22 protein-coding genes and 4 pseudogenes are annotated in these 25,311 nt (G+C 69.5%); 14 read left to right on the top strand and 12 right to left on the bottom strand.

Going from position 1 to position 25,311, the window contains the following annotated elements; all coding sequences use genetic code 11:
- Positions 1-31: 31 nt before the first annotated feature.
- The 4 genes from IE239_RS34095 (at position 32) to IE239_RS34080 (ending at position 2,986) form a co-directional block, all read left to right on the top strand.
- Positions 32-793, top strand: a complete 762-nt coding sequence (locus IE239_RS34095) for an SDR family oxidoreductase (protein ID WP_190153334.1) — start codon at positions 32-34, stop codon at positions 791-793.
- Positions 794-816: 23 nt separating this feature from the next.
- Positions 817-1,893, top strand: a complete 1,077-nt coding sequence (locus IE239_RS34090) for a CaiB/BaiF CoA transferase family protein (protein ID WP_308435446.1) — start codon at positions 817-819, stop codon at positions 1,891-1,893.
- A gap of 247 nt (positions 1,894-2,140) precedes the next feature.
- The gene (locus IE239_RS34085; protein ID WP_190153332.1) at positions 2,141-2,329 is read left to right on the top strand and encodes a hypothetical protein; all 189 of its coding nucleotides are present in this window, start codon (positions 2,141-2,143) and stop codon (positions 2,327-2,329) included.
- Between the two features lie 195 nt (positions 2,330-2,524).
- On the top strand, positions 2,525-2,986 hold the full coding sequence (locus tag IE239_RS34080; protein WP_190153331.1) for a group II intron maturase-specific domain-containing protein: 462 nt from the start codon (positions 2,525-2,527) through the stop codon (positions 2,984-2,986).
- Positions 2,987-3,411: 425 nt separating this feature from the next.
- Here the strand turns inward: IE239_RS34080 and IE239_RS34075 are convergent.
- Both IE239_RS34075 and IE239_RS34070 read right to left on the bottom strand, forming a co-directional pair.
- A pseudogene (locus tag IE239_RS34075) lies at positions 3,412-3,669 on the bottom strand (CoA-transferase); the annotation flags it as partial.
- 135 nt (positions 3,670-3,804) lie between these two features.
- Positions 3,805-4,389, bottom strand: a pseudogene (locus tag IE239_RS34070) (fumarylacetoacetate hydrolase family protein); the annotation flags it as partial.
- Between the two features lie 41 nt (positions 4,390-4,430).
- Here IE239_RS34070 and IE239_RS34065 point away from each other — a divergent pair.
- Positions 4,431-4,529: an AbfB domain-containing protein gene (locus IE239_RS34065; protein WP_373308184.1), complete on the top strand. Its 99-nt coding sequence runs from the start codon at positions 4,431-4,433 to the stop codon at positions 4,527-4,529.
- A gap of 117 nt (positions 4,530-4,646) precedes the next feature.
- Here the strand turns inward: IE239_RS34065 and IE239_RS34060 are convergent, their stop codons facing one another.
- The gene (locus IE239_RS34060) at positions 4,647-5,126 is read right to left on the bottom strand and encodes an HAD family hydrolase (RefSeq protein ID WP_308435445.1); all 480 of its coding nucleotides are present in this window, start codon (positions 5,124-5,126) and stop codon (positions 4,647-4,649) included.
- Between the two features lie 82 nt (positions 5,127-5,208).
- Entirely contained in the window at positions 5,209-7,497 is a 2,289-nt protein-coding gene (locus tag IE239_RS34055) for a KAP family P-loop NTPase fold protein (RefSeq protein ID WP_190153330.1), read from the bottom strand.
- A gap of 497 nt (positions 7,498-7,994) precedes the next feature.
- Here IE239_RS34055 and IE239_RS42595 point away from each other — a divergent pair, with 497 nt between their 5' ends.
- The gene (locus IE239_RS42595; protein ID WP_229878534.1) at positions 7,995-8,999 is read left to right on the top strand and encodes a 2OG-Fe(II) oxygenase; all 1,005 of its coding nucleotides are present in this window, start codon (positions 7,995-7,997) and stop codon (positions 8,997-8,999) included.
- Positions 8,899-9,702 carry a hypothetical protein gene (locus IE239_RS42590; RefSeq protein WP_229878532.1) on the top strand — a complete coding sequence of 268 codons (804 nt, stop codon included), beginning with the start codon at positions 8,899-8,901 and terminating at the stop codon, positions 9,700-9,702. Before IE239_RS42595 ends, IE239_RS42590 begins: the two co-directional genes overlap by 101 nt.
- A 177-nt stretch (positions 9,703-9,879) precedes the next feature.
- Here IE239_RS42590 and IE239_RS42585 read toward each other — a convergent pair whose 3' ends face one another.
- Both IE239_RS42585 and IE239_RS34035 read right to left on the bottom strand, forming a co-directional pair.
- The gene (locus tag IE239_RS42585) at positions 9,880-11,139 is read right to left on the bottom strand and encodes a biotin transporter BioY (RefSeq protein WP_229878530.1); all 1,260 of its coding nucleotides are present in this window, start codon (positions 11,137-11,139) and stop codon (positions 9,880-9,882) included.
- Positions 11,140-11,400: 261 nt separating this feature from the next.
- Positions 11,401-12,591: a hypothetical protein gene (locus IE239_RS34035; protein WP_268254547.1), complete on the bottom strand. Its 1,191-nt coding sequence runs from the start codon at positions 12,589-12,591 to the stop codon at positions 11,401-11,403.
- Between IE239_RS34035 and IE239_RS34030 the strand changes: the two genes are divergently transcribed.
- Positions 12,590-12,736, top strand: a complete 147-nt coding sequence (locus tag IE239_RS34030) for a helix-turn-helix domain-containing protein (RefSeq protein ID WP_190153329.1) — start codon at positions 12,590-12,592, stop codon at positions 12,734-12,736. The two genes, IE239_RS34035 and IE239_RS34030, sit on opposite strands and share 2 nt — an antisense overlap.
- 54 nt (positions 12,737-12,790) lie before the next feature.
- On the opposite strand, the pseudogene IE239_RS43385 reads toward IE239_RS34030, so the two are convergent.
- The 5 genes and pseudogenes from IE239_RS43385 to IE239_RS34005 form a co-directional block, all read right to left on the bottom strand.
- A pseudogene (locus tag IE239_RS43385) lies at positions 12,791-13,024 on the bottom strand (IS1380 family transposase); the annotation flags it as partial.
- A gap of 83 nt (positions 13,025-13,107) precedes the next feature.
- On the bottom strand, positions 13,108-14,070 hold the full coding sequence (locus IE239_RS34020) for an electron transfer flavoprotein subunit alpha/FixB family protein (RefSeq protein ID WP_190153328.1): 963 nt from the start codon (positions 14,068-14,070) through the stop codon (positions 13,108-13,110).
- Positions 14,071-14,106: 36 nt separating this feature from the next.
- Positions 14,107-14,895 carry an electron transfer flavoprotein subunit beta/FixA family protein gene (locus IE239_RS34015; protein WP_190153327.1) on the bottom strand — a complete coding sequence of 263 codons (789 nt, stop codon included), beginning with the start codon at positions 14,893-14,895 and terminating at the stop codon, positions 14,107-14,109.
- Positions 14,896-14,950: 55 nt separating this feature from the next.
- The gene (locus IE239_RS34010) at positions 14,951-15,646 is read right to left on the bottom strand and encodes a nitroreductase (RefSeq protein ID WP_190153326.1); all 696 of its coding nucleotides are present in this window, start codon (positions 15,644-15,646) and stop codon (positions 14,951-14,953) included.
- A 713-nt stretch (positions 15,647-16,359) separates the two neighbouring features.
- Positions 16,360-16,650 carry a PaaI family thioesterase gene (locus tag IE239_RS34005; protein ID WP_268254549.1) on the bottom strand — a complete coding sequence of 97 codons (291 nt, stop codon included), beginning with the start codon at positions 16,648-16,650 and terminating at the stop codon, positions 16,360-16,362.
- Between the two features lie 404 nt (positions 16,651-17,054).
- Between IE239_RS34005 and IE239_RS34000 the strand changes: the two genes are divergently transcribed.
- The 3 genes and pseudogenes from IE239_RS34000 to IE239_RS33990 form a co-directional block, all read left to right on the top strand.
- Positions 17,055-17,918, top strand: a complete 864-nt coding sequence (locus IE239_RS34000) for an alpha/beta fold hydrolase (protein WP_190153324.1) — start codon at positions 17,055-17,057, stop codon at positions 17,916-17,918.
- A 38-nt stretch (positions 17,919-17,956) separates the two neighbouring features.
- Complete coding sequence (locus IE239_RS33995) at positions 17,957-18,484, top strand: gamma carbonic anhydrase family protein (RefSeq protein WP_190153323.1); 528 nt, start codon at positions 17,957-17,959, stop codon at positions 18,482-18,484.
- 196 nt (positions 18,485-18,680) lie between these two features.
- A pseudogene (locus IE239_RS33990) lies at positions 18,681-19,079 on the top strand (ATP-binding protein); the annotation flags it as partial.
- Positions 19,080-19,496: 417 nt separating this feature from the next.
- Here IE239_RS33990 and IE239_RS33985 read toward each other — a convergent pair.
- Positions 19,497-19,634: a hypothetical protein gene (locus IE239_RS33985; protein ID WP_190153322.1), complete on the bottom strand. Its 138-nt coding sequence runs from the start codon at positions 19,632-19,634 to the stop codon at positions 19,497-19,499.
- 396 nt (positions 19,635-20,030) lie between these two features.
- Here IE239_RS33985 and IE239_RS33980 point away from each other — a divergent pair, with 396 nt between their 5' ends.
- The 3 genes from IE239_RS33980 (at position 20,031) to IE239_RS33970 (ending at position 25,245) form a co-directional block, all read left to right on the top strand.
- Complete coding sequence (locus IE239_RS33980; RefSeq protein WP_190153321.1) at positions 20,031-21,239, top strand: NAD(P)/FAD-dependent oxidoreductase; 1,209 nt, start codon at positions 20,031-20,033, stop codon at positions 21,237-21,239.
- Positions 21,240-21,349: 110 nt separating this feature from the next.
- The gene (locus IE239_RS33975) at positions 21,350-23,671 is read left to right on the top strand and encodes a CoA transferase (RefSeq protein ID WP_190153320.1); all 2,322 of its coding nucleotides are present in this window, start codon (positions 21,350-21,352) and stop codon (positions 23,669-23,671) included.
- Positions 23,668-25,245 (top strand): class I adenylate-forming enzyme family protein, encoded by a 1,578-nt coding sequence (locus IE239_RS33970; RefSeq protein WP_190153319.1) that lies wholly within the window; start codon positions 23,668-23,670, stop codon positions 25,243-25,245. Before IE239_RS33975 ends, IE239_RS33970 begins: the two co-directional genes overlap by 4 nt.
- Positions 25,246-25,311 lie beyond the last annotated feature (66 nt).

Genomic DNA, 25,311 nt, shown 5'->3' with positions numbered 1-25,311 from the left:
GCGGACGACATCGATCACGACGAAGGAAGACATGGATCTCCAGAACACCGCTGCCATCGTGACCGGCGGAGCCTCCGGGCTCGGTGCGGCCACCGCCCAGGCCCTGGCCGGCCAAGGCGCCGCCGTCTTCGCGTTCGACCTGCAGCCGTCGATGGAGAAGGCACGTGCCGTCGACGGCGTCACGTATGTCGCCGTCGACGTGACCGACGTCGAAGGCGTGCGCCTCGCCGTCGCCACCGCCGTGGCCGCCGGACGTCCGCTCCGCACCGTCGTGAACTGCGCGGGTATCGGCACGGCGGGAAGGGTTCTGAACAAGGACGGCAGCGCGACCGACCCGGCGCTGTTCGCCAGGACCGTCTCGATCAACCTGGTCGGCTCGTACAACGTGCTCGCCCTGGCGGCGGAGCAGATCGCCAAGACGGGCCCGCTCGGGGACGGCGCACGGGGCATCGTCATCAACACCGCGTCGGTGGCCGCGTTCGAAGGCCAGATCGGGCAGGAGGCGTATGCGGCGTCCAAGGGTGGCATCGTGGGCCTGAACCTGCCGGCCGCGCGTGATTTGGCGCAGTACGGAATCCGGGTGAACACGATCGCGCCGGGCATCGTGGAGACACCGATGCTGGCCGGGGTGACGGAGGAGTTCCAGAAGACCCTGGCGGCCGGCGTGCCGTTTCCGAGGCGCCTGGCGCGGCCGGAGGAGTATGCCCGGCTCGCGGTATTCCTGATCGAGCACGACTACATCAACGGTGAGGTCATCCGCATGGACGGCGCGCTGCGGATGGCCCCGCGGTGATCGCCACGGGACCGCTTGAAGGTGTGAAGGTCGTCGAGCTCGCGGGCATCGGGCCCGGCCCGTTCGCGGCGACGATCCTTGCAGATCTCGGGGCCGACGTGATCCGCATCGACCGTCCAGGGCCCCAGCTCCTCGGGGGAGGCCCGGAAGACTTGCTGACGCGGAACCGTGAACGCGTCGAGGTCGACCTCAAGTCGCGCAGCGGTGTCGGGCTGGCCCTGCAGCTCATCGACGAAGCCGACATCCTCCTGGAAGGAATGCGTCCCGGGGTCACCGAGCGCCTGGGCCTGGGCCCGGACACCTGTTGCGCGCGCAACCCACGGCTCGTCTACGGGCGCATGACGGGCTGGGGGCAGACCGGACCCCTGGCACACGCCGCGGGTCACGACCTGACGTACATCGCGATCACCGGTGTGCTGCACGGCCTCGGGCAGACGGCTGACAGGCCGCAGTTCCCCATCAACCTGCTCGGGGACTTCGGCGGAGGATCCACCTTCCTCGTCATCGGCGTGCTGTCGGCTCTCCTGAGTGCCCGGATGACGGGTCAGGGCCAGGTGGTCGATGCCGCCATCGTCGACGGCACCTCCTACCTGGATTTGATGACGGCCGGACTTCGTGCGTCCGGCCGGCACTCGCCGGCGCGGGGCAGGAACCTGCTGGACGGCGGAGTACCGTACTACCGCCTGTACCGGACGCTCGACGACCGTTGGGTTGCGGTCGGTGCCCTCGAACCCCAGTTCTTCCGGACGCTCGTCGAGCAACTCGGTGTGGCCGACATCGTTCCCGCACAGGACGAGACCGAGCGCCACGGCGAGATGACGTCCATCTTCGAAGCCGCGTTCGCGTCCCGGACCATGGCCGACTGGGCTGCCCACTTCGAGGGAACCGACGCCTGCGTCGCACCCGTCCTGACGCCGGCTGAGGCGGCGCGACACGCCCATCTCAGTGCGCGCGACACGTACATCGTCATCGACGACGTCACGCAGCCAGCACCCGCACCGAGGTTCAGCGGCACCCCCACGGCGAGGCCGACGGCCACAAGCAAGTCCTCGGCGGCCCAAGTACTCGGCCGCTGGACCGCCGGCTCTGTTGGGCCATGAGCGGCGAACATCCGAGTATCGTTCCCGTCCGGTATGAGCCCTGGTCAGAGCGTGTACGGCAAGCTGCGATTGGCAGAGCAGGTCGAATCCGGGTCGAATTTCGTCGTGCGAGCTACGTTCGCTGCCTGAGGCGCCGAGCGGCGAAAGTGCGGTGACCAGCGGAATAGCATCCGGCAGCCAAACACCCGCCGCCGACGGATCCCACAGCCGTGGCGCCCTGCGCAACCCCGCCGCCATACCGGGAGCCGTGGCGACAACCGGCCGCATAGCCCTGCACGCCGAGGCCGCCAGCCGCTTCTACCCACACCCGGACGTCCGGTTCATCCCGCTGGACGGACCACCCGTGCAGATCGCCGTCGCCACCCGCGCAACCGACGATCGCCACGCCATCACTGCCGTCCGCCACGCCACATGGCTTCTCGGCAGAGTTCGGTGAATCGGCCAGGGCCGCTTCACCTCGGTGAACAACGAGTCGTCGAAGACCTCGGCAAGGTGGTCACGCAGGCGCATGGGCAGGCTGCCACCGGGGAAGGCAGCGCGAGCCGTCCTGACGGTCTGTTCAGGAGCAGGCGGCAATCCCCCGGTCGCATGGACACTGCACCGACCCCCTACGGCCGGAGCCGGGCTCGGGATGCGGCTGCATCCGGAGAAGTCCGGCATCGTCTGCCTCACCAGAGGCGAACGGGGCTTCGAGTTCCTTGGCTTCCATCACCGGAAGGTGGAGTCGTGGAAATGGCGGGGCAAGTTCTACTTGCAACGCTGGCCCTCGGCGCGGGCCTTGGGGGTGCTGCGGGACAAGATCCGCGCGGCGACCTCCCGATCCCGGACCGAGCGGCCGGTGGCCGCCGTGGTGGCCGATCTCAACCCCGTCCTGCGGGGCTGGACCGGATACTTCCGTAACGGGCATTCCAGTCGGAAGTTCTCCGCGATGGACCGCTACATTCACGAGCGGTTGGCGATCTTTGCCAGCCGCAAACACGGCCTGAAGGGCCGCAACTGGGCCACTCGCTACAACGGGGAGTGGCTGATGCGGCTCGGGGTCTTCCGCCTCAGCGGGAACGTGCACTGGGCGGCGGCGCATGCCAGCCGGTGAACGATGTCGGAAAGCCGTGTGCGGGAGAACCGCATGCACGGATTGAAGCGGCGGGGACTGGAAACGGAGCGTCACACGCCACCGCGCCAGTCCCCGACCCTACTCGCCCTGCTGGGTCGAGTGGAGCGTCCGGTTGCACGGAGCCACCGCCGCCGGCCTGTGGATTCCGGCGACTTGATCGGCTGCACCACCTCGCGGGTCGCCACCTTCTGCCGTAGATGACTGATGGGGGCTGAGGAACTCTCCCCGATGCCTTCGCCCCGCGGAAGGCACGCTGAGACCACTTCCCCAGGTGGTCTTGAAACCAGGGCGAGGCCGTCACCTGCCCCGCCTACTCGTTCTGCAACTCAAACGATTCTGTGCAGCGCGTTCAGGATGTCCAGCGCCCGGGTGTCTCCCATCCCCTGTGCGTCATTGGTGACGAGGCGGGCGAACTCCTTGTTCTCCCCGACATAGGAGCCGGTCACCCGGGCGATCCGGCCTGCCGTCAGCAGGACGCCGAGCCCCTGGCCGTCAACGCCGCAGTTGTTGGAGACCACGCGCAGTCCGCCGACGCCCTGGGCGTGCAGGGCGTCAATGAGGACGGTGGGGATGCCGCACAGCCCGAAGCCGCCCACCGCCAGAGACGCCCCTTCCGGTATGTCGGCGACCGCGTCGGCGGCCGAGGCCATGACCTTGTCCACGTTGTTTCGTGCCTTTCTCCCGATGCCGGACGGGCGGTCCGGCACCGGGGTGTCGTCAAAGCCGGTTGGTGAGCAGGCAGGAGTCGGGGACGGGGCCGAGCCGTGGCCCCGCCCCTGTTTCCCGGACGTACGGCGTCATTGCCTGCGGCGGGCAGGAGGCAGAGGAACCGGAGCGACGCCCTCGACGACGGTGTTGCTGAGGGTTCCGATGCCCTCGACCGTCATGGTGATGTTGTCGCCGGGGACGAGCGGTGGGGGTTCCAGGGCGCCGTTGCGGCCCCAGAGTTCGGCCAGGCAGCCACCGTTGCCGCAGGTGCCGGAGCCGAGGACGTCGCCGGGGCGGATCCAGGTGCCGCGGGAGGCGTACGCCGCCATCTCCTCGAACGTCCAGGCCATGTCGGCCAGCCTGTCCCGTCCGATCGTCTCGCCGTTGACCTGGACGGTGAGGGCCAGGTCGAGGAAGCCCTCCGCGCTGCGGTGGGGTTCCAGTTCGTCGGTGGTGACCAGCCAGGGGCCGAGGGTGGTGGCGGTGTCCTTGCCCTTGGCGGGGCCGAGTTTGACCCTCATCTCGCGGCCCTGGAGGTCGCGGGCGGACCAGTCGTTGAGCACCGTGTAGCCGATGATGTGCTCGCGAGCCTGCTCGGGGGTCAGGTCCCGGCCGGCCTTGCCGATGACGGCGGCCACCTCGAGTTCGAAGTCGAAGCGGAGGCAGCCGGGCGGGCCTGTCGGACTCGGCCGGCGTCTCCTACGAGTCGTACGCCGTGGCCGGGCGCTACATACGCCACTTCAACTACCTGCTGTACGTGCAGACGCCGAGCACGGCCACGGACCGGGCGGACGCCACGTTCTACGCCCAGTAACACCTGCGGACGGTTCTCACCGAGGCCGCGGACCGGTGTCGTAGGCAGCCTCGATGGGGCGCTCGTCGACCGAGACGCAGCCCTGGGGCGGGCCGTTCAGTACCGCGCGCACTGCGGTCAGGACGTCCGGGGCCACATGGCCGGCCCCCGCCGTCTCCTCCGGCCGGAGGAGACGGCGGGGGCCGTGGCCGCCCGCCCGGCGGGCGGCTTCGACGTGCGCGCCGAGGTCACTGACGACCACGCACTCCCATGGGGCCGTGCACACCCGTGCGACCGCCAGAGGATCAGCCCCGGCTCGGGCACCCGGCAGTGGCAGCCGTCGTCGGGAGCGTGCGGACACACCCCCCACATGTCGAACGGGCCGAGCAGGTCGTCGACCCGCCGGTCGACGCGGCGGACCCCGGCGTCGGTGAGCACTCCGCTCGCCACACCGGACTGTTCGGTGACGAACCCGGTGCTGACGCAGTGCAGCCGCAGTAGACCGACCGCCTCACGGGCCCCGGCGATGGGCCGGACGCGGTCGGGGTCGGCGTTGTCCGGGACGTCCTCCACGAGGGTGCCGTCACGTGCGAACAGCACGGCCTGGACGCGGCTCACGGCGCCACCTCCTCGCTCACGATCACTCGGGCCGGCCCGAGCAACCCGACAGTGCCCGTACATGAGTCGGCGGAGCGGTCGTTCATCGGCCGTGAGCTGCGCCCGCCGTCCCAGGGCAGGGCCCGCCGTGTACGAACCCACTGATCAGCGGCGCAGGGCGCCCCTGCCGGTCGCCCAAGTCCCTACGATCGTCCCGTGGGCACCCTTCCTGCACGAACGCACGGGGCACCCCTTCCCGTCGACGAGGCGTGCATCGGCCAGAATCGGCGCATACGCCCTCTCTAGGCCGGAAAAGAATGAAGCCTAGAAAAACGAAGCCATTCATTGAAGTGGGCCGCTGGCAACGACGGCGTCTGGCTGCTGATGCTGCAACGTTGGACGGCGCGACCGAGGACCGCCCTGACCTGCAGCGATCAGCTGAGCGTTTCCGAATCGGCGTGCGTGCGTTCCGGAGCAATCTCCTGGTCACCCGCTGACCTGCGGCGACGGAGTTTTCTACAAGCCCCGCCGCGACCTCCGTGCTGGCCTGGGGCAGCCGACGCACGGCGGAGGACACCTTCGCCCGGGGGATCCCGTCCAACGGGATCCTGCTCAGCGTGTGGCACACCGCGGCCACCGCCGCACCCGGCACCTTCTCGGCGATCTCCACCGCGCTGTCCCACGAGTCGCTGCCGGGGTCGCGCAGTACGCGTGCGAGCAGCTGCTCCATCAGCAGCGGCAGATCCTTGGCCGGCACTGTGTCGGCGACCGACCGCACTGCGGTGCGCCGAACGGCGACGATCTCAGACTGCAACTGGACCAGAAGGCCCTGCAGCGCGGCCGGGAGCCGCGCAGCGGTGGCGGTGACGGTCAGCTTCGCACGCGCGTAAGTGAAGTAGGGGCCCAGATCGGTCCCGCCCAGCAAAGGCTCCAGCCGCAGCCAACGCTCGATGTGCGGCGGGGCAGCCCAGGTAGCGACCTCCGGATCCAGCGGCAAGCTCTCCTCGGTCGGCCCGGTCTCCTCAACGCGGTCGCCACCGCGGCCCGGCGCCGCTGCAGTACGCCTCTGCCCGCGCGCAGGGGCGGGGCGGACGGAGGCTGCAGAGAGTGTGTGCCGCTCTGCCGCCGCCAGCTCGGCGACCGTGCCGCCCCCGCCTCGCACCTGCCAGTCGAACAGACGCTGGAAATCCGTCAGGTACTGCTCCTCCAGGACCATGAGCTTGGCCAGCACAGCTGCGTCCAGGTCCGTTCCCCGACGCTGCGCGCTTCCCCGGCGCATGATCACCGGGTTCATGAAGCGTTTCAGCTGGCGAGGGTTGCCACGCAGAGAGGCGCCGAGAAGCGGCGCGATGGAGCCGGCCCAGCCCATGTCGGTGAACAGCGCCGGCGGCATGCGGTCCCGGCCCAGGCTGTCCACGGCCAGACCCGGATTGAGCGAGACGGCCAGGACGCTGTGGGCCCGGCGCTGCGCCACGTCGTTTAGGACAGTCCCAAAGTCTGCTCCTTCCAGGTGCAGCTGAGCGAGGAGGAGCTGCATATAGGTCTCCGCCTCCGGGGCGGAGAGCACAGGGATCGTGATCTTGGCCTGAAGCATCTTCTCCAGGTACTCGGCGCCCAGGCCGGTTGCGCCGGGCCGGTCCGCGGTCGGATAGAACCTGTCGATCGCCGCCTCCACCACCTGTGGATGAGCGGCGATGACGTAGGCGGTCTTCTTCGTGTGCAAGAAGACCCGGATGCCTTCGCAGGTGTCGACGATCGTGCCCGGCAGACAGCGGTCGAGGTCGTCGACGAGGACGATTACCGCCGTCACACCCTCCAGCGTCTCCACGAGCGATTCGAAGCGGGACCTGAAGGACGCGACATCGGCCCAGACGTCGTCTCCGATCGCCAGGCCCGCATCGTCCGCGGGCGGCTGCTGCTCCGCCCGATCGAGGGCTGTGGCACCCATGGCGGCTACCTGTTGGGCGACAGCCTGGGCGAGGGGGGCTAGGTCCGGTTGGTAGTGGGTCGCGGTCAGCTGGGCGGCCGACCCCACTCCGGCGAGGGCAGCCCGTCCGGCGAGACCCGCCGGCCGACGAAGCCGGTTGATGAACCTTCGCAGGAGTCCGATCTCCTGAACGGCCGAGGCGTTGGATGCAGCCTCGGCCTGGAGCCGTTGCAAGATGGTGTCCATCAGCGCGATCTTGATGTCGTCATAACCCTCGAACTGCCACGGGCTGAACTGCACCACCACATAGCGCCCGCCGTCCGCAGGGCGCTCTGCTTCGAGGCGTGTCGCCACAATCTTGAGCAGGCTGCTCTTACCCGATCCCCATTCGCCGAGCAGACCCATGGTCAGGGGCAGCAACTGAGGCCGTGTAAGCGGCACCATCAACTCGTCGACGAGGCTCATTGACCCGGCTTCCAGGAATGCCGCACACGCGTGAGCCCACGCCGACGGAACTGAAGCCATACCTCAAGGGATGGAGCCCCGACGGACCGGAACGGCGCGACGGACGATGACGTGAGCAGCCGGCCAGAGGTGCGGCTCGCACGACTGGTGGCGGGCGGCGCCCGTCAGTCGTCCTTGGCGATCCGGGATTCCCGCCGCCGCAAGCCGGGCTGTTCGTCGGCGCGGCCGCTCAGAGAGCTCGCCGCACGACATCCCCGCGTGTAGGCACCGGGATGGGGTACCGCCTGAGATCCGGCTGAGGTCGATCTCCACAGGGAACAGAACCGCCCCCTTGATCACCCCGCTGAACGCCCCACCGGTCCCGGGCCTTCCCTGAACCTGCGCGGGTGCCCCGAATGTCAAGGCCGTTCTGCCATCTGAGAACAGGGACTTCCAGCAGCGCTAGGGTTTCCGGGACAGAGGGAATGGCACGCTGCCGACCAGGGGAACGAAACACCATGGGACACGGAGCACGAAAGCAACTGGCGAAGCTGCTCGATGCCTCGGAGCGATGCGGGGACTTCAGCACCCGCATCGAGATGTCCGCCCGCGCGCTGCGGATCGAGGTCGACGGCGTCGGGGTGCTGCCCCTGCCGTTGCGCGCTCCGGTCACCAAGAAGCTGATCGCGCAGGCCCGGCAGGCCCGCTTCGGCCGCGGTGAGCAGACCCTGGCCGACACCAGCGTGCGCGATACCTGGGAGATCACCCCGGACCGGATCACCCTGGGCGGCCCCGACTGGGACCGCACCCTGAGCGGCGTCCTCGACGGCGTCCGTACCGCGCTCGGTCTGCCGCCCACCACCGTCCTGCGGGCCGAACCGCACGCGCTGCTCGTCTACGGCAAGGGCCAGTTCTTCCTGCCGCACCAGGACTCCGAGAAGGACGACTCCATGGTGGGCACCCTGGTGGTCTCGCTGCCCTCGCACCACACCGGCGGCGAACTCGTCGTCTCCCACGCCGGCCGGAGCGTCGTCCACCAGGCGTCCCGGGAGAAGCTGACCTTCGCTGCCTTCTACGCGGACTGCCTGCACGAGGTCAAGCCCGTCAAGTCCGGCTACCGCGTCACCCTCACCATGAACCTCCTCGCCGAACGCACCCGCCCGGCCGGCGGACGGCGGTGGCCCGGCCGCCGACCTGGCCCACTGCCTGACCGAACACTTCACCGAGCCGGCCGAAGAGCGCTACGCCTACGGCAGTCAGAAAACGGCGCCCCCGAACCGCCTCGTGTACCTTCTCGACCACGAGTACACCCAGCGTGGCCTGGACTGGGACCGCCTCAAGGGTGCCGACGCCACGCGTGCCACCCGGCTCCGCCAGGCCGCAGGGCAGGCAGGCTGCGAGGCGGTCCTCGCATTGGCCGAGGTGAAGGAGACTTGGGACGCCGTACCGCCCTACGACCGCTACGACTACCACGGCGATGTCGAGCACTTCGACGGCTGCGAGGACGAGGAGTGCGAGGGTGAGTGCCTCCTCGACCCCGACGGGGAGCCCGGGGCCGAGCGCCGCCGCAGTGGCGACTTCTCCGACTACGAGCTGGGCGACCTGATCGACGACGAGATCACCCTCGACTGGTGGACCCGCCCCGACGGCGCCGACGGTGAGCAGATCTCCCTGCCCGTCTCTTACGCCGAGGTGTGCGCCACCACCGAGAACAAGGACCTCACGCCCTACCAGTCCGAGTACGAGGGCTACATGGGCAACTACGGCAACACCCTGGACCGCTGGTACCGGCGGGCCGCAGTGGTGCTCTGGCCCCGGCAACGCTCGTTCGCGGCACGCGCCGAGGCCGGCTCCGAGGGAGCCCTGCGAGAACTCCAGGGCCACCTGGACACCGGGGAGTTGGAGCTGGCGCGTACGCTCGCCCGGTCGCTCGCCCCGATCTGGAAGCATCGCGGTTCGGGCGAAGCGGCCGCTCCACTCTTCACTGCCGCCCTGCACGTCGCGGTGGGACTGGAGGAAGCGGACACCGCCGCGATGCTCCTTGCGCCCTTCGGGGTGGAGACCCTGGGCGAGCGACACGTCCCCGATCTCGCGGCAGCGGCCGCACGGTACGGGCGGACGTGGTCGCGCGGGGCCGTCGGCAGCTGTGGACGGTGTGAAGTCACATGCTGGTTCGCATCGGGCATGGGGGCGGCGCGGCGGGCAGTCGGACCGGCGAGCCGCTGAACAGGCGCTGAGTGGTTGTGGTCGGCCGCCGGGGGCAGGGAGCTCACCAGCAGATCCTTCGCTGTTGGCGGTGCATACCTTTCGCGATCATGCCCTGCGGAAACATCATCAGGCAGGACGGCTGATGCGAGATGGCCCGGGGCTGGCAGTTCCTGGCAGAGATCGACCTGCCGAGCGTCAGAGGCCGTCCAGGAGAGGGGCGGAAAGCAGGCTACGGAGCCGGGGCCCCGCCGCCTCGCGCGGCAACCGGCTCTCTCGCAACATCCAGTGCGCCGCGGACCTGCCGTTCCTCGGCGTCGGCATCAGCGCAGCCTTGGCCGGCTCGCTGTCACCAAGGCCGAACTGGAAATCTCGGTGCCTCGACGAGTTCATGGGCGTCCGCAGGAACCCTTGAGTGGTGCTCAAGTAAGTCCTGCCCGTCGTTGGGCAGTTGCGGGAGTTCACATCTTCTGTCTGCCCGAGGACGGCGGCAAGGACGAAACCGACGACATAGCCGAAGCCGGGGCCGCCCAGGCCGTGGGTGTGATGGGCGAACCAGGGCACTCCGGCGGCACCGGCGGCGAGATAGAGCAGCATGGCCGCCGCCCCGCGAACGGTACCGAGCGCGGTGCCGACCAGCAGGACCGCGAGGGTCTGGAGGGCGAAGGGCACGGGGCTGAGCGGTGTGTGCAGGGAGACCTGGGCGCAGAGGCCGGTGAGGCCCGCGCCGCCGACTACGAGAAGAGTGTCCCGCAGGAGGGAGGATCCGGGGACGAGGTCGGCAAGGACTCCGGGATGGGCGCTCGGTCGCAGGGAGGCGGTCGTGGTGGTCATGCCGGTACGGATCCGTTCTCGATGGGGTGGGAGCGAACGGCGGGCAACAGGGTGGTCAGCCCGCCCACACCCTCGACGGTGAGATGCGGCGCTGCTCCGTGGGCAGCGTGGCGAAGTGGTTCGCCGCGTGGATGCCGTGGTTACGGCGATGCCGAGAGCGCCGGCACGCCGGGCCATGGCCATCTCCAATTCCGGGTCGTCTCCGACGACAGCGAGGTGTTGCGGGGCGACGCCCAGACGGCGCGCGGCGCAGCGCAGGCCGGTCAGCGAGGGCTTGCCCACGACCTGTTCGGTGACACCCGTGACACTGCTGATCATGGCGCAGATGGCTCGGGAGGTGCCCAGTGCCCGACCGTCGGCGCTGGCGAAGAACACCGACTGCGAACTGCTGTACAGGATGGCGCCGCCGAAGACGGCATGACAGGCGGCTTCCAGGTCGTCCATGGTGAACTCGCGGTACCAGCCGACGAGTACGGCGTCGGCCTCCGGCTTGCCTTTGGCCTCGACGATCTCGATGCCCGCTTGGCGCAGCGGCTCCTTCAGGCCATCGCCGCCGAGCACCACCGCGCTGCGGTGCCCCATGGCCGGGCAGTGGTCGACGGCGCTGGTCGCGGGGGTGAGCATGGCGTCGTCCGGCAGGTCGAACCCGATGCGGCCAGCGTCTCGGCGTAGGCCTCCGGGGTGCGGGTGGTGCCGTTGGTGAAGGTGACCCAGGGCAGGCCGCGGGCGGTGAGGACGGCGGTGACTTCCAGGACCCTGGGAGAGGGGTGAGCCCGTGGTTGCGTCGGTCGCCCAGGACGAGCGTGCCGTCCATGTCGAAGACGACGCCGCGGACGGCCCACAGACGGTCGGTCAGGTCGGCGGCCTCGTCAGCCGGTTCGGCGGTCACGGTGCAGCTCCAGTCGGAAGTCGGGCCGGTCCAGTCTCAGTTCGGGGGTTGCCGGGTTGTAGTGCCGCCGAGCCGGACCGGCGGCCACCATGGCGTCCACCTGCTCGGCCGGCATCGTGGCCTGCAGGAGCAGTTCCTCGTCGCTGATGCCGCGGGGGAAGCGCCGGCGCAGTTCCGCGACGGTGGGCGGGGGCGGTTCGGCGGCGAGTTCCTTCGCCCGGGGGCGGCCCAGGAGGCGGTCGGCGACCTGCGGGTCCACGGGGGCGGTGGGGCGGCCGAAGCTGCCCAGCACGTACCGGATCACCGGGTCGGAGACGTTCTCGTAGCGTTCGGCGCCGATGACGTTGTAGAGGCTGCGTGCACACCATCTGCGGGAACGGGGTGACCATGATGGGGTGGCCGAGTTCGGCGCGGACCCGGGTCACCTCCTCGATGACCGCGTCGAAGCGGTCACTGAAACCGAGTTCGTCGAGCTGCCGGTGCAGGGTGGTCATCACACCGCCGGCCACCTGGTGGCGCATGAACGCGGCGTCGTAGTCCCGGGGACCACCGACGGGCAGCCCCTCGGCCGCCGCCATGCCGTCGAAGTAGTCGGCGACCACGCCCAGCAGCCGGTCGTCGACGTCCACGGTGTGGCCGATTTCGCGCAGATTGGCCACGACCTGCTGGGCGTTGGGCAGGGACGTGCCGCCCGCAAGAGCCCCGCAGGCCACCTGGAGGGCCTGTACGCCCAGGTCGGCGGCCTTGAGGTAGGTCAGGCCGGGCAGACCTATCGTGCAGTGGGAGTGCAGCTCCAGCGGTGTGCCGGCGAGGTTGCCCAGGACTGCCGGGATCAGTGTGGCGGCGCGTTCCGACGTCAGCAGCCCCCCAGGATCCTTGATGTAGACCCGGTCGATGTCCGGGCAGTCGGTCATCTGCGCCGCGAGCGAGGCGTAGTGGGCGTCGTCGTGGACGTCGCTGACAGTGAAGGTCAGTGCTCCGACGATCTCGGTGGCCCCAGCTGCTCGGATCATGCGGGCGGACTCGCGTACGGCGTCCATGTCGTGCATGGGGTCCAGGACGACGTACCGGGTGACCCCGTTGGCCACCAGCCGGTCGTAGACCAGTTGCATGAACTCGGGGTGGGCGACTTCCCAGGAGATGAAGCGCAGCCCGATGCCGATGAACTGCAGAGGGGTGTTCGGCATGGCGCGATTCCACACCCACCGCAACACGGTCCTCCAGCGCATTCGCCGTGCCGAACAGCTCCTCCCCACGACACTCGACCGGCAAGGGGCCAACGTGAGCCTCGCACTGGACGCCATGCACTGGCTCAACGTGCATCTCGACTGACGCCCAGGCCCGCCCCGCAGATGCCGACAGCCGCCGAAGGCCCGCCACCCGGGCACGACCGGCCGACCGCCAGGTTGACGGCGCATCGTGACGAGCCCCTGGACAATCCGGCGACCAACGGGGTCGAGTCAGCATTTGCTGTAGCCGCCGCAGACGTCTGGGCAGTTGGGTCAAGGCGAGTTGGGTGGTTTCGATGTGGTCGGCGGCGGTGCTGGAGCCCGCCTTGCCGGGCCGCAGCAGGGCTGCCACCACCTCCCTGGACCTGGCCGGGCCGTGGTCGACGAACGCGACTGCGGCACGCTTTCTCGTGGCCGAGCTCGACCGGCCGGCGAGCTCCCTGCACCGAACGCCGGTTGGGGAGGCCTTCCCCTTTACCCTCTGCGGGTGTTGATCTCCTCGGTGAGCTGGGGGACGACGTCGAAGAGGTCGCCGACCACGCCATAGTCGACCAGGTCGAAGATCGGGGCCTCTGGGTCCTTGTTGACCGCCACGATGGTCTTGGAGGTCTGCATGCCGGCCCGGTGCTGGATGGCGCCGGAGATGCCGTTGGCGATGTACAGCTGCGGCGACACGCTCTTGCCGGTCTGGCCGACCTGGTTGGTGTGCGGGTACCAGCCCGCGTCCACCGCCGCCCGGGAGGCACCCACGGCCGCACCGAGGGAGTCGGCGAGGGCCTCGATGAGTGGGAAGTTCTCGGCGCCGTTGACGCCACGGCCGCCGGAGACCACGATCGCGGCCTCGGTCAGCTCCGGACGCCCGGTCGACTCGCGCGGGGTGCGGCCGGTGACCTTCGTGCCGCTGGCCTGCTCCGAGAACGACACCGTCAAGGCCTCGACCGCGCCGGCGGCCGGGGCCGCCTCCACCGCGGCGGAGTTGGGCTTGACCGTGATGACCGGGGTGCCCTTGGCGATGCGCGACTTGGTGGTGAAGGAGGCGGCGAACACCGACTGGGTGGCCACCGGGCCCTCGTCGCCGGCCTCCAGGTCGACGGCGTCGGTGAGGATGCCGGAGGTGATGCGCAAAGCGAGCCGGGCGGCGATCTCCTTGCCCTCGGCGGAGGACGGGATGAGCACGGCGGCCGGGGAGACGGCCTGGTAGGCGGCCTGCAGGGCGTCCACCTTCGGCACCACCAGGTAGTCGGCGTACTCGGACGCCTCGTGCGTCAGGACCCGGGTCGCGCCGTGCTCGGCCAGCACGCTCGCGGTGCTCTCCGCGCCGGCGCCCAGCGCGACGGCGACCGGCTCGCCAAGGCGGCAGGCCAGGGTCAGCAGCTCCAGGGTGGGCTTGCGGACGGCACCGTCTACGTGGTCGACGTAGACGAGAACTTCAGCCATGGGACAGCAACTCCTCTGAGGTCAGGCCCTGTTGGATCAGATGAACTTCTGGCTCGCGAGGAACTCGGCGAGCTGCTTGCCGGCCTCGCCCTCGTCCTTGACGATCGTGCCCGCGGTCCGCGCCGGACGCTCGGCCGCCGCCTCGACCTTCGTCCAGGCACCCGCCAGACCGACCTCCTCGGCGTCGATCTCCAGGTCGGACAGGTCCCACGACTCGACCGGCTTCTTCTTCGCCGCCATGATGCCCTTGAACGACGGGTAACGCGCCTCACCCGACTGGTCGGTCACCGACACCACCGCCGGCAGGGACGCCTCCAGCTGCTCGGACGCGGCATCCCCGTCCCGGCGGCCCTTCACGACTCCGTCCTCCACGCTCACCTCGGACAGCAGGGTCACCTGCGGCACTCCCAACCGCTCCGCCAGCAGCGCCGGAACAACGCCCGCCGTGCCGTCGGTGGAAGCCATGCCGGAGACCACCAGGTCGAAGCCGGCCTTCTCGATCGCCCTCGCCAGCACCAGCGAGGTGCCGATCGCGTCCGTGCCGTGCAGGTCGTCGTCCTCCACGTGGATCGCCTTGTCCGCACCCATCGACAGCGCCTTGCGCAGCGCGTCCTTGGCGTCCTGCGGCCCCACCGTCAACACGGTGATCTCCACGTCGTCGCCCGCGTTCTCGGAGATCCGCAGCGCCTGCTCGACCGCGTACTCGTCCAGCTCGGAGAGCAGACCGTCCACGTCGTCCCGGTCGACGGTCAGGTCATCGGCGAAGTGCCGGTCGCCAGTGGCGTCGGGCACGTACTTCGCAGTGACAACGATCCTCAAGCTCACAGCATGTTCCTTCCACTCATATTCCACGGCGGGTGTACCCCGGTGCGTGGCGTACTCATCCCTCGGCGCCGGACCCCTCGGGCCAGCCATGGAACGCCGCGACGTCCCGGAGCGGGGCACGTTCGGTGCGCAGCCGGTTGACGGGATGCGCTGTGTCCTCGTAGCCGATGGCCATGCCGCAGAAGAGCACGTGATGCGTCGGTGGCTGGGTCACTTCGGCGACGGTGCGGTGATAGACCGACCAGGCCTCCTGGGGACAACTCGCGAGACCCTCGGCCTGCAGGAGCAGCATGACCGTCTGCAGGTACATCCCGAGGTCCGACCACTGTGCCGCGCCCATCTGGCGGTCGACGTAACAGAAGAGGCCGACGGGCGCGCCGAACAACTCGAAGTTGCGCGCGAACTGGCGGGCGCGGCCGGCCTTGTCGTCTCGTGCGATGCCGAGGGCCGCGTAGAGTTGCTCACCGGTGCGGTAACGGTGATCGCGGTACGGGGACGACAGCGGTGACGGATAGATCGGGTACTCGGGTTCGTCCGGAGTCCCTCCGGCCTTGAGCCGGTCCGAGATCAGCTTCTTGAGCTGGTCCAGCGGACTGCCCGTGAGGACATGCAGCCGCCAAGGCTGCAGATTGCCTCCCGACGGCGCCCGGCAGGCGGTGCTGAGCACCCCTTCCAGAACGGCCTGATCGACAGGTGTGTCGAGAAAGCCTCGAACCGACCGCCGTGCGAGTACGGCGTCCTTCACGTCCATGGAGCTCCCTTGCCCGCCGCGACGGATTCCGTCGGCGACGCTAGATGGTTCCGAGCACTGCGACATCCGGCCGTTCCGGCCACCGGAATCGCCGCGGTGGGAGCGCGAGGCGAGGCCGGCGTGCCGTCGCTCAGGTACCGGTGGACCGGGACCGTGACGCGCGCGGAACGTCGTCACGCCCTCCACGAAGTCCAGGCTGCACGGCAGTTCCCTGACCGGTGCGGTCGGCTCCAGCGCACGGGCAGCAAGGGCAGCGAGGCCCCGTTCAACGCCTGCTTGATGCGCCGGTACGCGAGCGCCGGCCCGTGCCCCCCGGCCAGCCGCATGGTCACGTGGTCCACCGCTGCCCCGAACGCCCCGTCGTCCACGACCTGGCAGGTCAGTCCCCACTCGGCCGCCGTTTAGGCCGGTATCCGTCCGCCCGGATCGCCGTGCGCATGACGCTCCGCGCCCCATCAAGGTCGGCACGAGCCCGGTCGACCCGCTCTCCGGTATCAGGCCCACGCCCGCGAACGCGACCAGGGAGTACGCCGACCGCTTGGCGACGACCAGGCCGCACCGGGTGCCGACGAGCCCCCGACTGCTGCGGCCGCAACGCCTACACGCTCCATTCGCCGCGTCGACGATACGGCGCCCACCAGCGTGCCGGGATCGGCGCCTGAACAGAACGGCCCTACGGTCCTCGCTGGGCGCCCGAACCGGCACCGTCCGCCTCACTCCGCGCGGCTGACCCCGGCGAAGAGGGAGTCCGACTGATCGGGGCGCGGCACCACCAAGAGCCCGTCGGCCTCCACCAGCGGGCGGTCGAGGTCCGCCTCCGCACAGATAGTCCCCCGTACGGACCGTCGGCGTTCCGCCACCTCGATCACCTCGGCCGTCAGCACGAGCCGAGTCTCCAGCGGCACCGGCCGGCGGTACCGCATCTCCAGCTTCAACGTCAGGGCGGGCGGCCCGACGGTCGCGTACGCCCGGCCCATCAGCTCGTCGAGCAGCAGGGCGCTTATGCCGCCGGCATGTCGCCCGGTCAGTGCGGCTCACACCGGTCGCCGCCGCGCCATGGGACCGGTGCGCGTGGCGGGACTTCGGCTCCGGGGTTCCAGCCGGCGGAACAGCGCGACACGGACGGGCGTGGTTCGCGACACGGTGTACTCACACGAAGGGGAAGAGCGCGGGTGCTGAAACACATCGATGCCGATCCGGCGAGGCCCCGGCCCCGGACAGTCACCGCCGGCCCGGTCCTCGGTTGCGGGAGGGACGCCCTTCCAGCAGTCCGCCGCTCCTCCTCCGCCAAGGTCGGGTACAGGCCGTCACCGTCAGTGCCCGGCACCTTGGGCTGCGCAGCAAACGAGATTTCCCGCTTCGCCCGAAAGCGGTGGGGCCGGGCCATCACCTGACTGGAGGCAGTCACTTGTCCACGACGAACGCCTTGACCAAGGAAGCCACTTCCCGTTACGCCGATCTCAAAGACATGCGGGTCTACTACCACGACGCGGGCGAGGGTCCGGTCCTGCTGATGCTGCATGGCGGCGGGCCGGGTGCGAGCGGCTGGAGCAACTTCAAGCAGAACCTGCCCGCCCTCACCCCGCACTTCCGGGTGCTGCTGGTGGACCAGCCCGGCTTCGGTCTCACCGACAAACCCGAGCACGACGAGAACCAGTGGGATCTGACCGCGCGCGTGCTGGTGCAGCTCCTGGACCACCTCGGCATCGACAAGGTCACCCCGGTCGGCAACTCCATGGGCGGCGCGGCCTCGCTCGCCCTCGCCCTCGCCCACCCCGACCGGGTGGAGCGGCTGATCCTCATGGCCCCCGCCGGCGGTGCGGTGCCGGTCACCAGCCTCAGCCCGACCGCCGAGGGCCGGATCCTCTTCACCTACTACGCCCCGCCCGGTCCGTCGGTCGATCGGACCAAGGAGCTGGTCCACGCTCTGCTCTACCGCCCCGAGGACGTCGACCCGGAGACGTTCCAGGAGCGCTACGAGGCGTCGATCGACCCCGAGTCCCAGGCGTACCACATCCGCATGTTCAAGAAGTGGGCCAACGGCGGTATGCCGGACCTGTGGAAGCGGGTCGACGAGATCACCCACGAGACGCTGCTGCTGTGGGGCCGGGAGGACCGCATCCTTCCGCTGGACACCAGCCTGCTGATGCTGAACAAGATGGCCAACGCCCGACTGCACGTCGTTCCCAAGTGCGGCCACTGGGTGATGACCGAGCACCCCCGGGAGTTCGAGGACCAGATCGTCGCCTTCATGCGCGAGACCAAGGCCTGAGCACTCCTCGGTAACCAGGCGGCGAGAGGAAGAGGAACATGCATTTGTACGCCCTCGACGGGGCGAGCCCCCGCGTCCATGCCGACGCGTTCGTCGCCCCCACCGCCGTCCTGATCGGCGACGTCGTCGTCGAGGCCGGCGCGTCGGTGTGGTTCAACGCCGTGCTACGGGCCGACTACTCCCGCATCGTGGTGCGTGAAGGCGCCAACGTCCAGGACAGCTCGGTGCTGCACGGTCCGCCGGACCTGGTCACGGAGGTCGGTCCCGGAGCCACGGTGGGGCACCAGTGCGTCGTGCACGGCGCGGTCATCGGCGACGAGGCGCTGATCGGTAACGGCAGCACCGTGCTGGACGGGGCCCGGATCGGCGCCCGCTGCCTGGTCGCCGCGCACTCGATGGTGGCGGCCGGAGCGGTGTTCGAGCCCGGCATGCTCGTGGCCGGGTCGCCGGCCGTGGCGAAACGTCCCATCGCAGGCTCCCCCGCGGAGCGCTGGGTCCAGGTCAACCCAGGGGCGTACCGCGAACTCGCGGCGCGGTACACGCAGGAGCTCAAGCCCCTCGATTGACCTCCGTCCGGCAGGACGGTTCCGCGCCGGTGTGCCGGCACCCGGTCGGGGGTGCCGACACACCGGCATCTGGCTCTGCCCGGGTCAAGACGCAGACACGGAAGTACCGCGTCGGCGTCCCAGGACCCGTCGAATTCACCAGGTGTGGAACACCGGGCACAGCGAAGTCGTCAAGCGCGAGATGCCGACAGCGCGCGCCACGCTCGATCTCCCTTCCTGTCCGGAGATCGTCGCCAAGGCCCGTGAAGGTGCTGTGGCACAACTGTCCTCTTGGGGACTCATCGAGATGGCGTTTTCAACGGAGCTCATCGTCAGGGAGCTGGTGACGAACGCGATCCGTTACGGCCACCCGCCCATTCGGCTGCGACTGCTTCTGCAGTCCACTCTCATGGTCGAGGTTTTCGACGCCAGTGCCACAGCTCCGCACCTGCGCAGGGCCCGATCCTTCGACGAAGGCGGTCGCGGACTGCTCCTGGTCGCCCAGCTCGCAGATCGCTGGGACACTCGACACACCCGTGAGGGGAAGGTCATTTGGGCCGAGACGTCATTTGTCGCAGGGCATCCCGCTGCCGAAGCGGATGCAGTCCAGGTGTGACCCCGACGTTTGGTCCGGCTGGTCCTGGCAGAGCCCTGCGGCCGTCGAAGGGTGTTGGCGCGGGCGGCACTTCCAGGTGCAGATGGGCGGCTGCGCCGAGTTGAGGTGGCCGGGACCCGGACGAGGCGGTCCTTGGCCCATTCGTCGGTCGCTCGCGTGGCGACGGGTTGCCCGTCGCGGAACACGCTCATCCGGTCGGCGATGTCGAGGACCTCGTCCAGGTCGTGGCTGACGATCGTGCCCGGTACGAGGAGGGTGCCAGATCCGCCCGCGAAGAAGTAGAGCGGTACATGCGAGTCCCGAACGGAGGCGATGAGCTGGGTGTGGTTTGGTCTTGGCGTACTGGACGGAGATGACGACCGCGTCGTGACCGGTGATGGCCGGGACCAGGCGTGTGGGGTCGTTGGCGTCGGCTCCTCAACCCGTACCGAGGGGGTGGGGTTCGACGAGTTCCGGGTGGATGGTGATGGCGGTGACCCGGTGCCCGCGTGTGGCGAGCTCGGTGACCAGGAGGCGGTCGACGTTGCCGGTCGCGCCCACCACCGCGACGTTCATCCGCCGAGGAGACTGCGGCTGCGCCTGGATCACGTGTCTTCTCGCCTTCTTCCCCGCAGAGAGGCGTTGTCAGGTGCGAACGCCGGGTGGCCCGACAGCACCTTTGGCATCGGTCTTCCCTCAACCCAGGACGGGATCGCACCGGTCCGGCACGGTCGTTCCACACACCGGAAAAGTGCTCCGCGACTGATCATGAAGCTCGCCACGGACCCGCATCGCCAACGGATACGGGCCCCGCGCCGCCACCGCCTGCGCCACCTGCGCGGTCAGCTCAGGTACCTTCGGCCACGGCCGCATCGACCCCGACGAGGAAATCCGTCACTGTGACGACCCGCCGCGTTCCGGCCACTGGCACTCGGCGTTGTTGCGACGGCCGGGACTGCCGAGAGTGCCTGCATGACGGTTCTGATCATTGGCGCTTCCGTGGCGGGCGCGCGCACGGCACAGGCACTGCGCAAGAGGGGATTCCAGGAGCGCATCACGCTGCTGGGCGAGGAACGGCACCAGCCGTACGACAAACCGGCGTTGTCGAAGGAGGTGCTGGCCAAGGACTTTCCCGGCGAGCCGCCCGTGCTGCTGAGCAAGCAGCAGGCCGACGAACTCGGTGTCGACCTGATGCTCGGAGTACGGGCCGAGAGCCTCGATCCGATCCGGCGTTGTGTGGTGACGGACCGAGGTGAGCGGTTGCCGTTCGAGCGGTTGGTCATCGCGACGGGATTGACCCCGCGTACGCTCCCCGGTACCCGGGAGCTGGCGGGTGTGCACACCCTTCGCACCGTCGACGACGCGCTGGCACTGCGAGCCGAACTCGACCGTGGCCCACGGGTGGTGGTCATCGGAGCCGGCTTCATCGGAGCCGAGTTCGCCTCCGCGGCCCGGGCGCGCGGACTGGACGTGTGCGTCGTCGAGGCCCAACCCACGCCCATGGCCCATCTGTTCGGCGATCACGTGGGACGGATGTTCGCGGGCATGCACACCGTGAACGGTGCCAGGGTCGAGGCCGGCGTGGGCTTCAGCAGCTTCGCCCACGACGGACGGGGGCAGGTGACCGGCGTCGTCCTGGGCGACGGCCGTACGCTGCCCGCGGACCTGGTCGTCGTCGGCATCGGTGCGCGTCCGGCCATCGACTGGCTGGAGTCCTCCGGACTCGATCTCGGCGACGGCGTTTCGTGCGACGCCAACCTGCGCGTCACGGGCGTCGGGGTACCGCGGATCCACGCCGTCGGCGATGTCGCGCGCCGCTATCACCCCCTGTACGGCAAGTGCCTGCGCATCGAGCACTGGACCAACGCCGGTGAGCACGCGGAGATCGTCGCCGCGGACATCCTCGGGCAGCAGGTGCCGCGGCCCCAGGTGCCGTACGTCTGGTCCGACCAGTACGGACGGCGCATCCAGATCGCCGGCCGGCCGGGGGAGGGCAGGCTGAGTGCGCTGCGGGGCGATGTCGAGGATGGCGAGCTGACCGCCGTGTACGCGGATGAGGCGGGGAAAGCCGTGGGCGCCGTGGTGGTCGACGATCCGCGCGGCTTCATGTCCTGCCGCAAGGCGATCTCTTCCGCCTCGGACGTCACGGCTCTCGGTTTGGACCTGGTGGAGTCCGTGTGACGGTGCGGCCACCGGCGGTGGCCGATCTGTTCCGGCCGCCGGAACCGCCGCTGTCCGGCCGCGACGCGTCGCGTCATCGTGCAGGTCACCACTGATCGGGAGGGTGGGACATGCTTGAAGATGTCACCGTGGTCGAGGCCGGGAGCCGCGTTTCGACCATGTACGGCGGCAGGCTGCTGACGGATGCCGGCGCGACCGTGATCAGACTCGAACCGCGCGATGGGCGGCGGCCGAGCGAAGAGGAGCCCGGATACGCGGCTTACCTGCGCTATCTCAATGACGGCAAGCGGGTGGTGAGGCTCGACGCCGAAGAACCGTACTCGGGCCCGCAGGTCCGGGCCGCGGTGGGCGGAGCGGTGCCGGATCCCGCGCAGGGACCGGTCGTCATCCTGTGCGACGACGACGTGCCGGGGTTCCGTACGCTGATCGCCGCCCTGCGCCGGGAGTTCCCGCGTCTGGTCGCGGTCACCGTCTCCGACTACGGTCTGGACGGACCTTTCGCCGGAAACCCGGCGACCGAGTTCACGCTCCAGGCGGAAGCCGGCATCACCGTGCTCCATCCCAGGGGCGGCCGGGCCCCGCTCGCCACCAACATCGAACTCGGTGAGCTCACCGCCGGAGTCAGCGCGGCTTTGGGCACCGTCACGGCCCTGCTGAGCGTCGAAGTCACGGAGCCCGGTGCGGCCCCGACGATCGACGTCGACGTCTCGCGCTTCGAGGCGTTGATCGCGCTCCTGCAGTTCCCCTGGCTCTTCACCCGGCTCACCCCGCACACCGCTTACCCCATCCCACAGAACACCGTCCCGGGCGTGGAACGCGCGAAGGACGGCTGGGTGTGCGTCGTCGCCATCACCGACCCGCAGTGGAAGGCGTTCAAGAAGCTGGCGGGCGTGCCCGAACTGGATGATCCCCGGTTCGACCTGTACGGCGACCGACTGCACCTCGGCGCCGAGATCACCCCGCTGGTCCGCCGGTTCACCGAGCGGCACACGGTCGCGGAGCTGACCGAACTCGGTGTCCTGCACCGGGTGCCGGTGGTGCCCCTGACCAACCCGGAAACGGTCGCCGACCTGCCCCCCTACGCCGAGCGGAACACCTTCGCGCGGCATCCGGAAGCTGGCTTCCGTCACCCCGTACCGCCGTTCCGGATCACGCATTCGACCGCGGGCGCCGCCGTCGCGACCGACGCGGGAGCCACCCCCGAGCAGCCCCTGAAGGGCCTGCGCGTCGTCGAGTTCGGCACCTTCCAGGCGGGACCGATGGCCACGGCCTACCTGGCCGGCCTCGGGGCCGAAGTGATCAAAGTGGAGGCGGTGAACCGCCCCGACGTCCTCCGCTTCACAGGCAACCCCTTGACCGTGAACCGCGTGTGGGAGCGCTCGGCCGCCTACCTCGGTGCGAACCTCGACAAGCGGGACGTCACACTCGACCTCGCCGACCCCCGGGGGCTGGACCTGGCGAAACGTCTGATCGCCACCGCGGACGTGGTGCTGGAGAACTTCACACCACGCGTGCTCGACGACCGAGGACTCGACTTCGCCGGCATGCGCGAGCTCAACCCGGGCCTGATCGTCGTCCGCATGCCCGCCTGGGGACTCACTGGCAGCTGGCGCGACCGTCCCGGTTTCACCTTCACCGCCGAGGCGGCCGCCGGACTGACCGAGATGGCGGGGTACGCGGACGGCGAACCGGTGCTCACGGGCACCGTCACCGACCCGTTCGCCGCACAGCTCGCCTCGTTTGTGATGATCGCGGCGATCCGCCGGCGCCGCCGCACCGGGCAGACCGTCTGCTTCGAACTGGCGCTGGGCGATGTCGCCGCGCAGCTGAGCGCGCGGCCGGTCGTAGAGGCGTCGGCCACCGGGGAACGGCGCACGCGTAGCGGCAACCGCTCCGGGGACGCGGCACCGCAGGGCATGTACCCCTGCGCCGACGACGACTGGATCGCGATCTCCGTCACGACCGACCAGCAGTGGACCGCCCTGTGCGGGGTTCTGGGCCGCGTCGAGTGGGCCGCCGACCAGGAGCTCGCGACCCACGAGGGCCGGCGGTCGCGCCACGGACAGCTCGACTACCACCTGGCGAGGGCGTGCGCCACGCAGGCCGCCGACAGGCTCGCGACCACGCTTCGCGCGGCGGGGGTGCCCGCGGCCGCCATGGCGATCGGCACGGAGTTCACCGAGCACCCTCAACTCGTCCATCGGGACCGGTCCTTCATGGTGCAGCACCCCATCGCGGGAAGCGTGCGTCATCTCGCCCCGCCCATGCGCTTCTCCCATGCGCCAAGGCTGCCGGAGCAGCGCCACGCCCCGCTGTTCGGACAGGACAACCACGCCCTGCTGGCCGAACTGGGTTGTACCGCCGAGGAGATACAGGAGCTGACCGACACGGGGCTCGTGGGCGACAGCCCGTACGGGATTCCGTACGCATGACGGCCGCTGATGAGCCCCTTGAGGGGAACCCGGAACCGCTGTCCTCCCTCGCGACGATTCCCTGGAGCTGGGCTGCGCGCACGCCCGACGCCCCGTGCCTCACCTACGACGGTACGACCCGCAGTTGGCGCGAGGTGTACGACCGCAGTCGTCGTGTCGCCCAGGGACTGGCCGCGTCCGGTCGCGGCCCCGGCGAGCGGGTGTTGTATCTCGGCCGCAACAGGCCCGAGTTCTTCGAGATCCTGTTCGGCGCGTCCCTGACCGGCTGGGTGACCGTCGCCGTCAACTGGCGCCTCGCGCCGCCGGAACTGCTCTTCGTCATCGGCAATGCCCGGCCCAAAGTGCTGTTCGTCACCAGGGAGTTCCTGGAAAAACTCTCCCCGGTACGGGACAAGTTGACGACGGTGGAGTCCGTCGTGGTCATCGGCGACGACGCCGACGGCTACGAGAAGTGGCTGACGTGTTGGCCGGCGCGGGTCCCTCCCGTAGTGACCCGGGATACCGATCCCGCTTTCATGATGTACACCTCGGGCACGACCGGAGTGCCCAAGGCGGCGCTGTTCACCGGCCGAGCTCTGCAGGCCACGTTCGGCGCGGCCGATGTCCTGGGCGTGACACGGAATTCCGTCGTGCTGGCCGCTCTTCCGCTGTTCCACGCCGCGGGGCTGAACTCGGCGCTCGTGGCACTCGCCGCCGGGGCGCACTGCGTGCTGGCCGCCGATGCCAAGCCCCGCTCGATGCTGGAGTTGGCGCAGCGGCACCGGGTGACCACGACGATGGTGGTGCCCGCGGTCCTCAAAGCCCTCGTGGCCGAGGACGTCGACAGGTACGACCTCTCGTCCGTCGACACCATCGGCTATGCCGGCTCACCCATCGACCCCGAGCTGTTGCGGTCCTGCCTGCGGCGCTTTGGCTGCAGGTTCCTCCAGCTCTACGGCATGACGGAGACCATCGGCATCACGGCGCTGGCCCCTGAGGATCACGTTGTGGAGGACGAGGGCGGAAAGCTGTCGTCGGCCGGGCGCCCGCTGCCCGGTGTGACGCTGCGCGTCGTCGATCCGGTGTCGGGGGAGGAGGTCGCCGAGGGCGTTGTGGGAGAGGTCTGGGCGAGGACCCCGACAGCCATGTCCGAGTATTGGGAGGCCCCGCAGGAGACGGCCGGCGTAAGGACCGAGGACGGGTTCGTACGCACTGGCGACGCCGGTTTCCTGAGAGACGGATACCTCTATCTACGGGACCGCCTCAAGGACGTGATCATCTCGGGCGGGGAAAACGTGTACCCGGGCGAAGTCGAGCACATTCTCTTCGCCCATCCCGGTGTCGCCGACGTCGCGGTGATCGGAACCCCGTCGGATGAGTGGGGCGAGACGGTACGGGCCATTGTCGTCCGGACCGAGTCGAGTGCCTCTCTGACGGAGGGCGAGGTCATCTCGTACGCAAAGGAATTCCTGGCGGGCTACAAATGCCCGACGGCCGTCGATTTCGTGTCAGAGCTGCCCAGGAACGCCTCGGGGAAGGTGCTCAAAACGTCGCTGCGCCGACGGTACCTGCCAGACACGACAGGTTCCTTCTGAGTGTTCCGGTGCTCGGGACAGCCCGTTCCGCCGCAGGAGAGGCGGCGAGAAGGTCGTCCTCGAACC

This window comes from Streptomyces humidus, assembly GCF_014649655.1.
Lineage (GTDB): Bacteria > Actinomycetota > Actinomycetes > Streptomycetales > Streptomycetaceae > Streptomyces > Streptomyces humidus.
The sequence above is the reverse complement of the archived record's forward strand: the minus strand, read 5'-3'. Positions and strand labels throughout refer to the sequence as shown.

Coding starts and splice junctions, on each gene's coding strand:
- IE239_RS34095 (WP_190153334.1), top strand. CDS start 32: ATGGATCTCCAGAACACCGCTGCCATCGTGACCGGCGGAGCCTCCGGG.
- IE239_RS34080 (WP_190153331.1), top strand. CDS start 2,525: ATGCGGCTGCATCCGGAGAAGTCCGGCATCGTCTGCCTCACCAGAGGC.
- IE239_RS34055 (WP_190153330.1), bottom strand. CDS start 7,497: ATGAGCCTCGTCGACGAGTTGATGGTGCCGCTTACACGGCCTCAGTTG.
- IE239_RS42595 (WP_229878534.1), top strand. CDS start 7,995: ATGGGACACGGAGCACGAAAGCAACTGGCGAAGCTGCTCGATGCCTCG.
- IE239_RS42585 (WP_229878530.1), bottom strand. CDS start 11,139: ATGCTCACCCCCGCGACCAGCGCCGTCGACCACTGCCCGGCCATGGGG.
- IE239_RS34030 (WP_190153329.1), top strand. CDS start 12,590: ATGGCGCGATTCCACACCCACCGCAACACGGTCCTCCAGCGCATTCGC.
- IE239_RS34035 (WP_268254547.1), bottom strand. CDS start 12,591: ATGCCGAACACCCCTCTGCAGTTCATCGGCATCGGGCTGCGCTTCATC.
- IE239_RS34020 (WP_190153328.1), bottom strand. CDS start 14,070: ATGGCTGAAGTTCTCGTCTACGTCGACCACGTAGACGGTGCCGTCCGC.
- IE239_RS34010 (WP_190153326.1), bottom strand. CDS start 15,646: ATGGACGTGAAGGACGCCGTACTCGCACGGCGGTCGGTTCGAGGCTTT.
- IE239_RS33995 (WP_190153323.1), top strand. CDS start 17,957: ATGCATTTGTACGCCCTCGACGGGGCGAGCCCCCGCGTCCATGCCGAC.
- IE239_RS33985 (WP_190153322.1), bottom strand. CDS start 19,634: ATGAACGTCGCGGTGGTGGGCGCGACCGGCAACGTCGACCGCCTCCTG.
- IE239_RS33980 (WP_190153321.1), top strand. CDS start 20,031: ATGACGGTTCTGATCATTGGCGCTTCCGTGGCGGGCGCGCGCACGGCA.
- IE239_RS33975 (WP_190153320.1), top strand. CDS start 21,350: ATGCTTGAAGATGTCACCGTGGTCGAGGCCGGGAGCCGCGTTTCGACC.
- IE239_RS33970 (WP_190153319.1), top strand. CDS start 23,668: ATGACGGCCGCTGATGAGCCCCTTGAGGGGAACCCGGAACCGCTGTCC.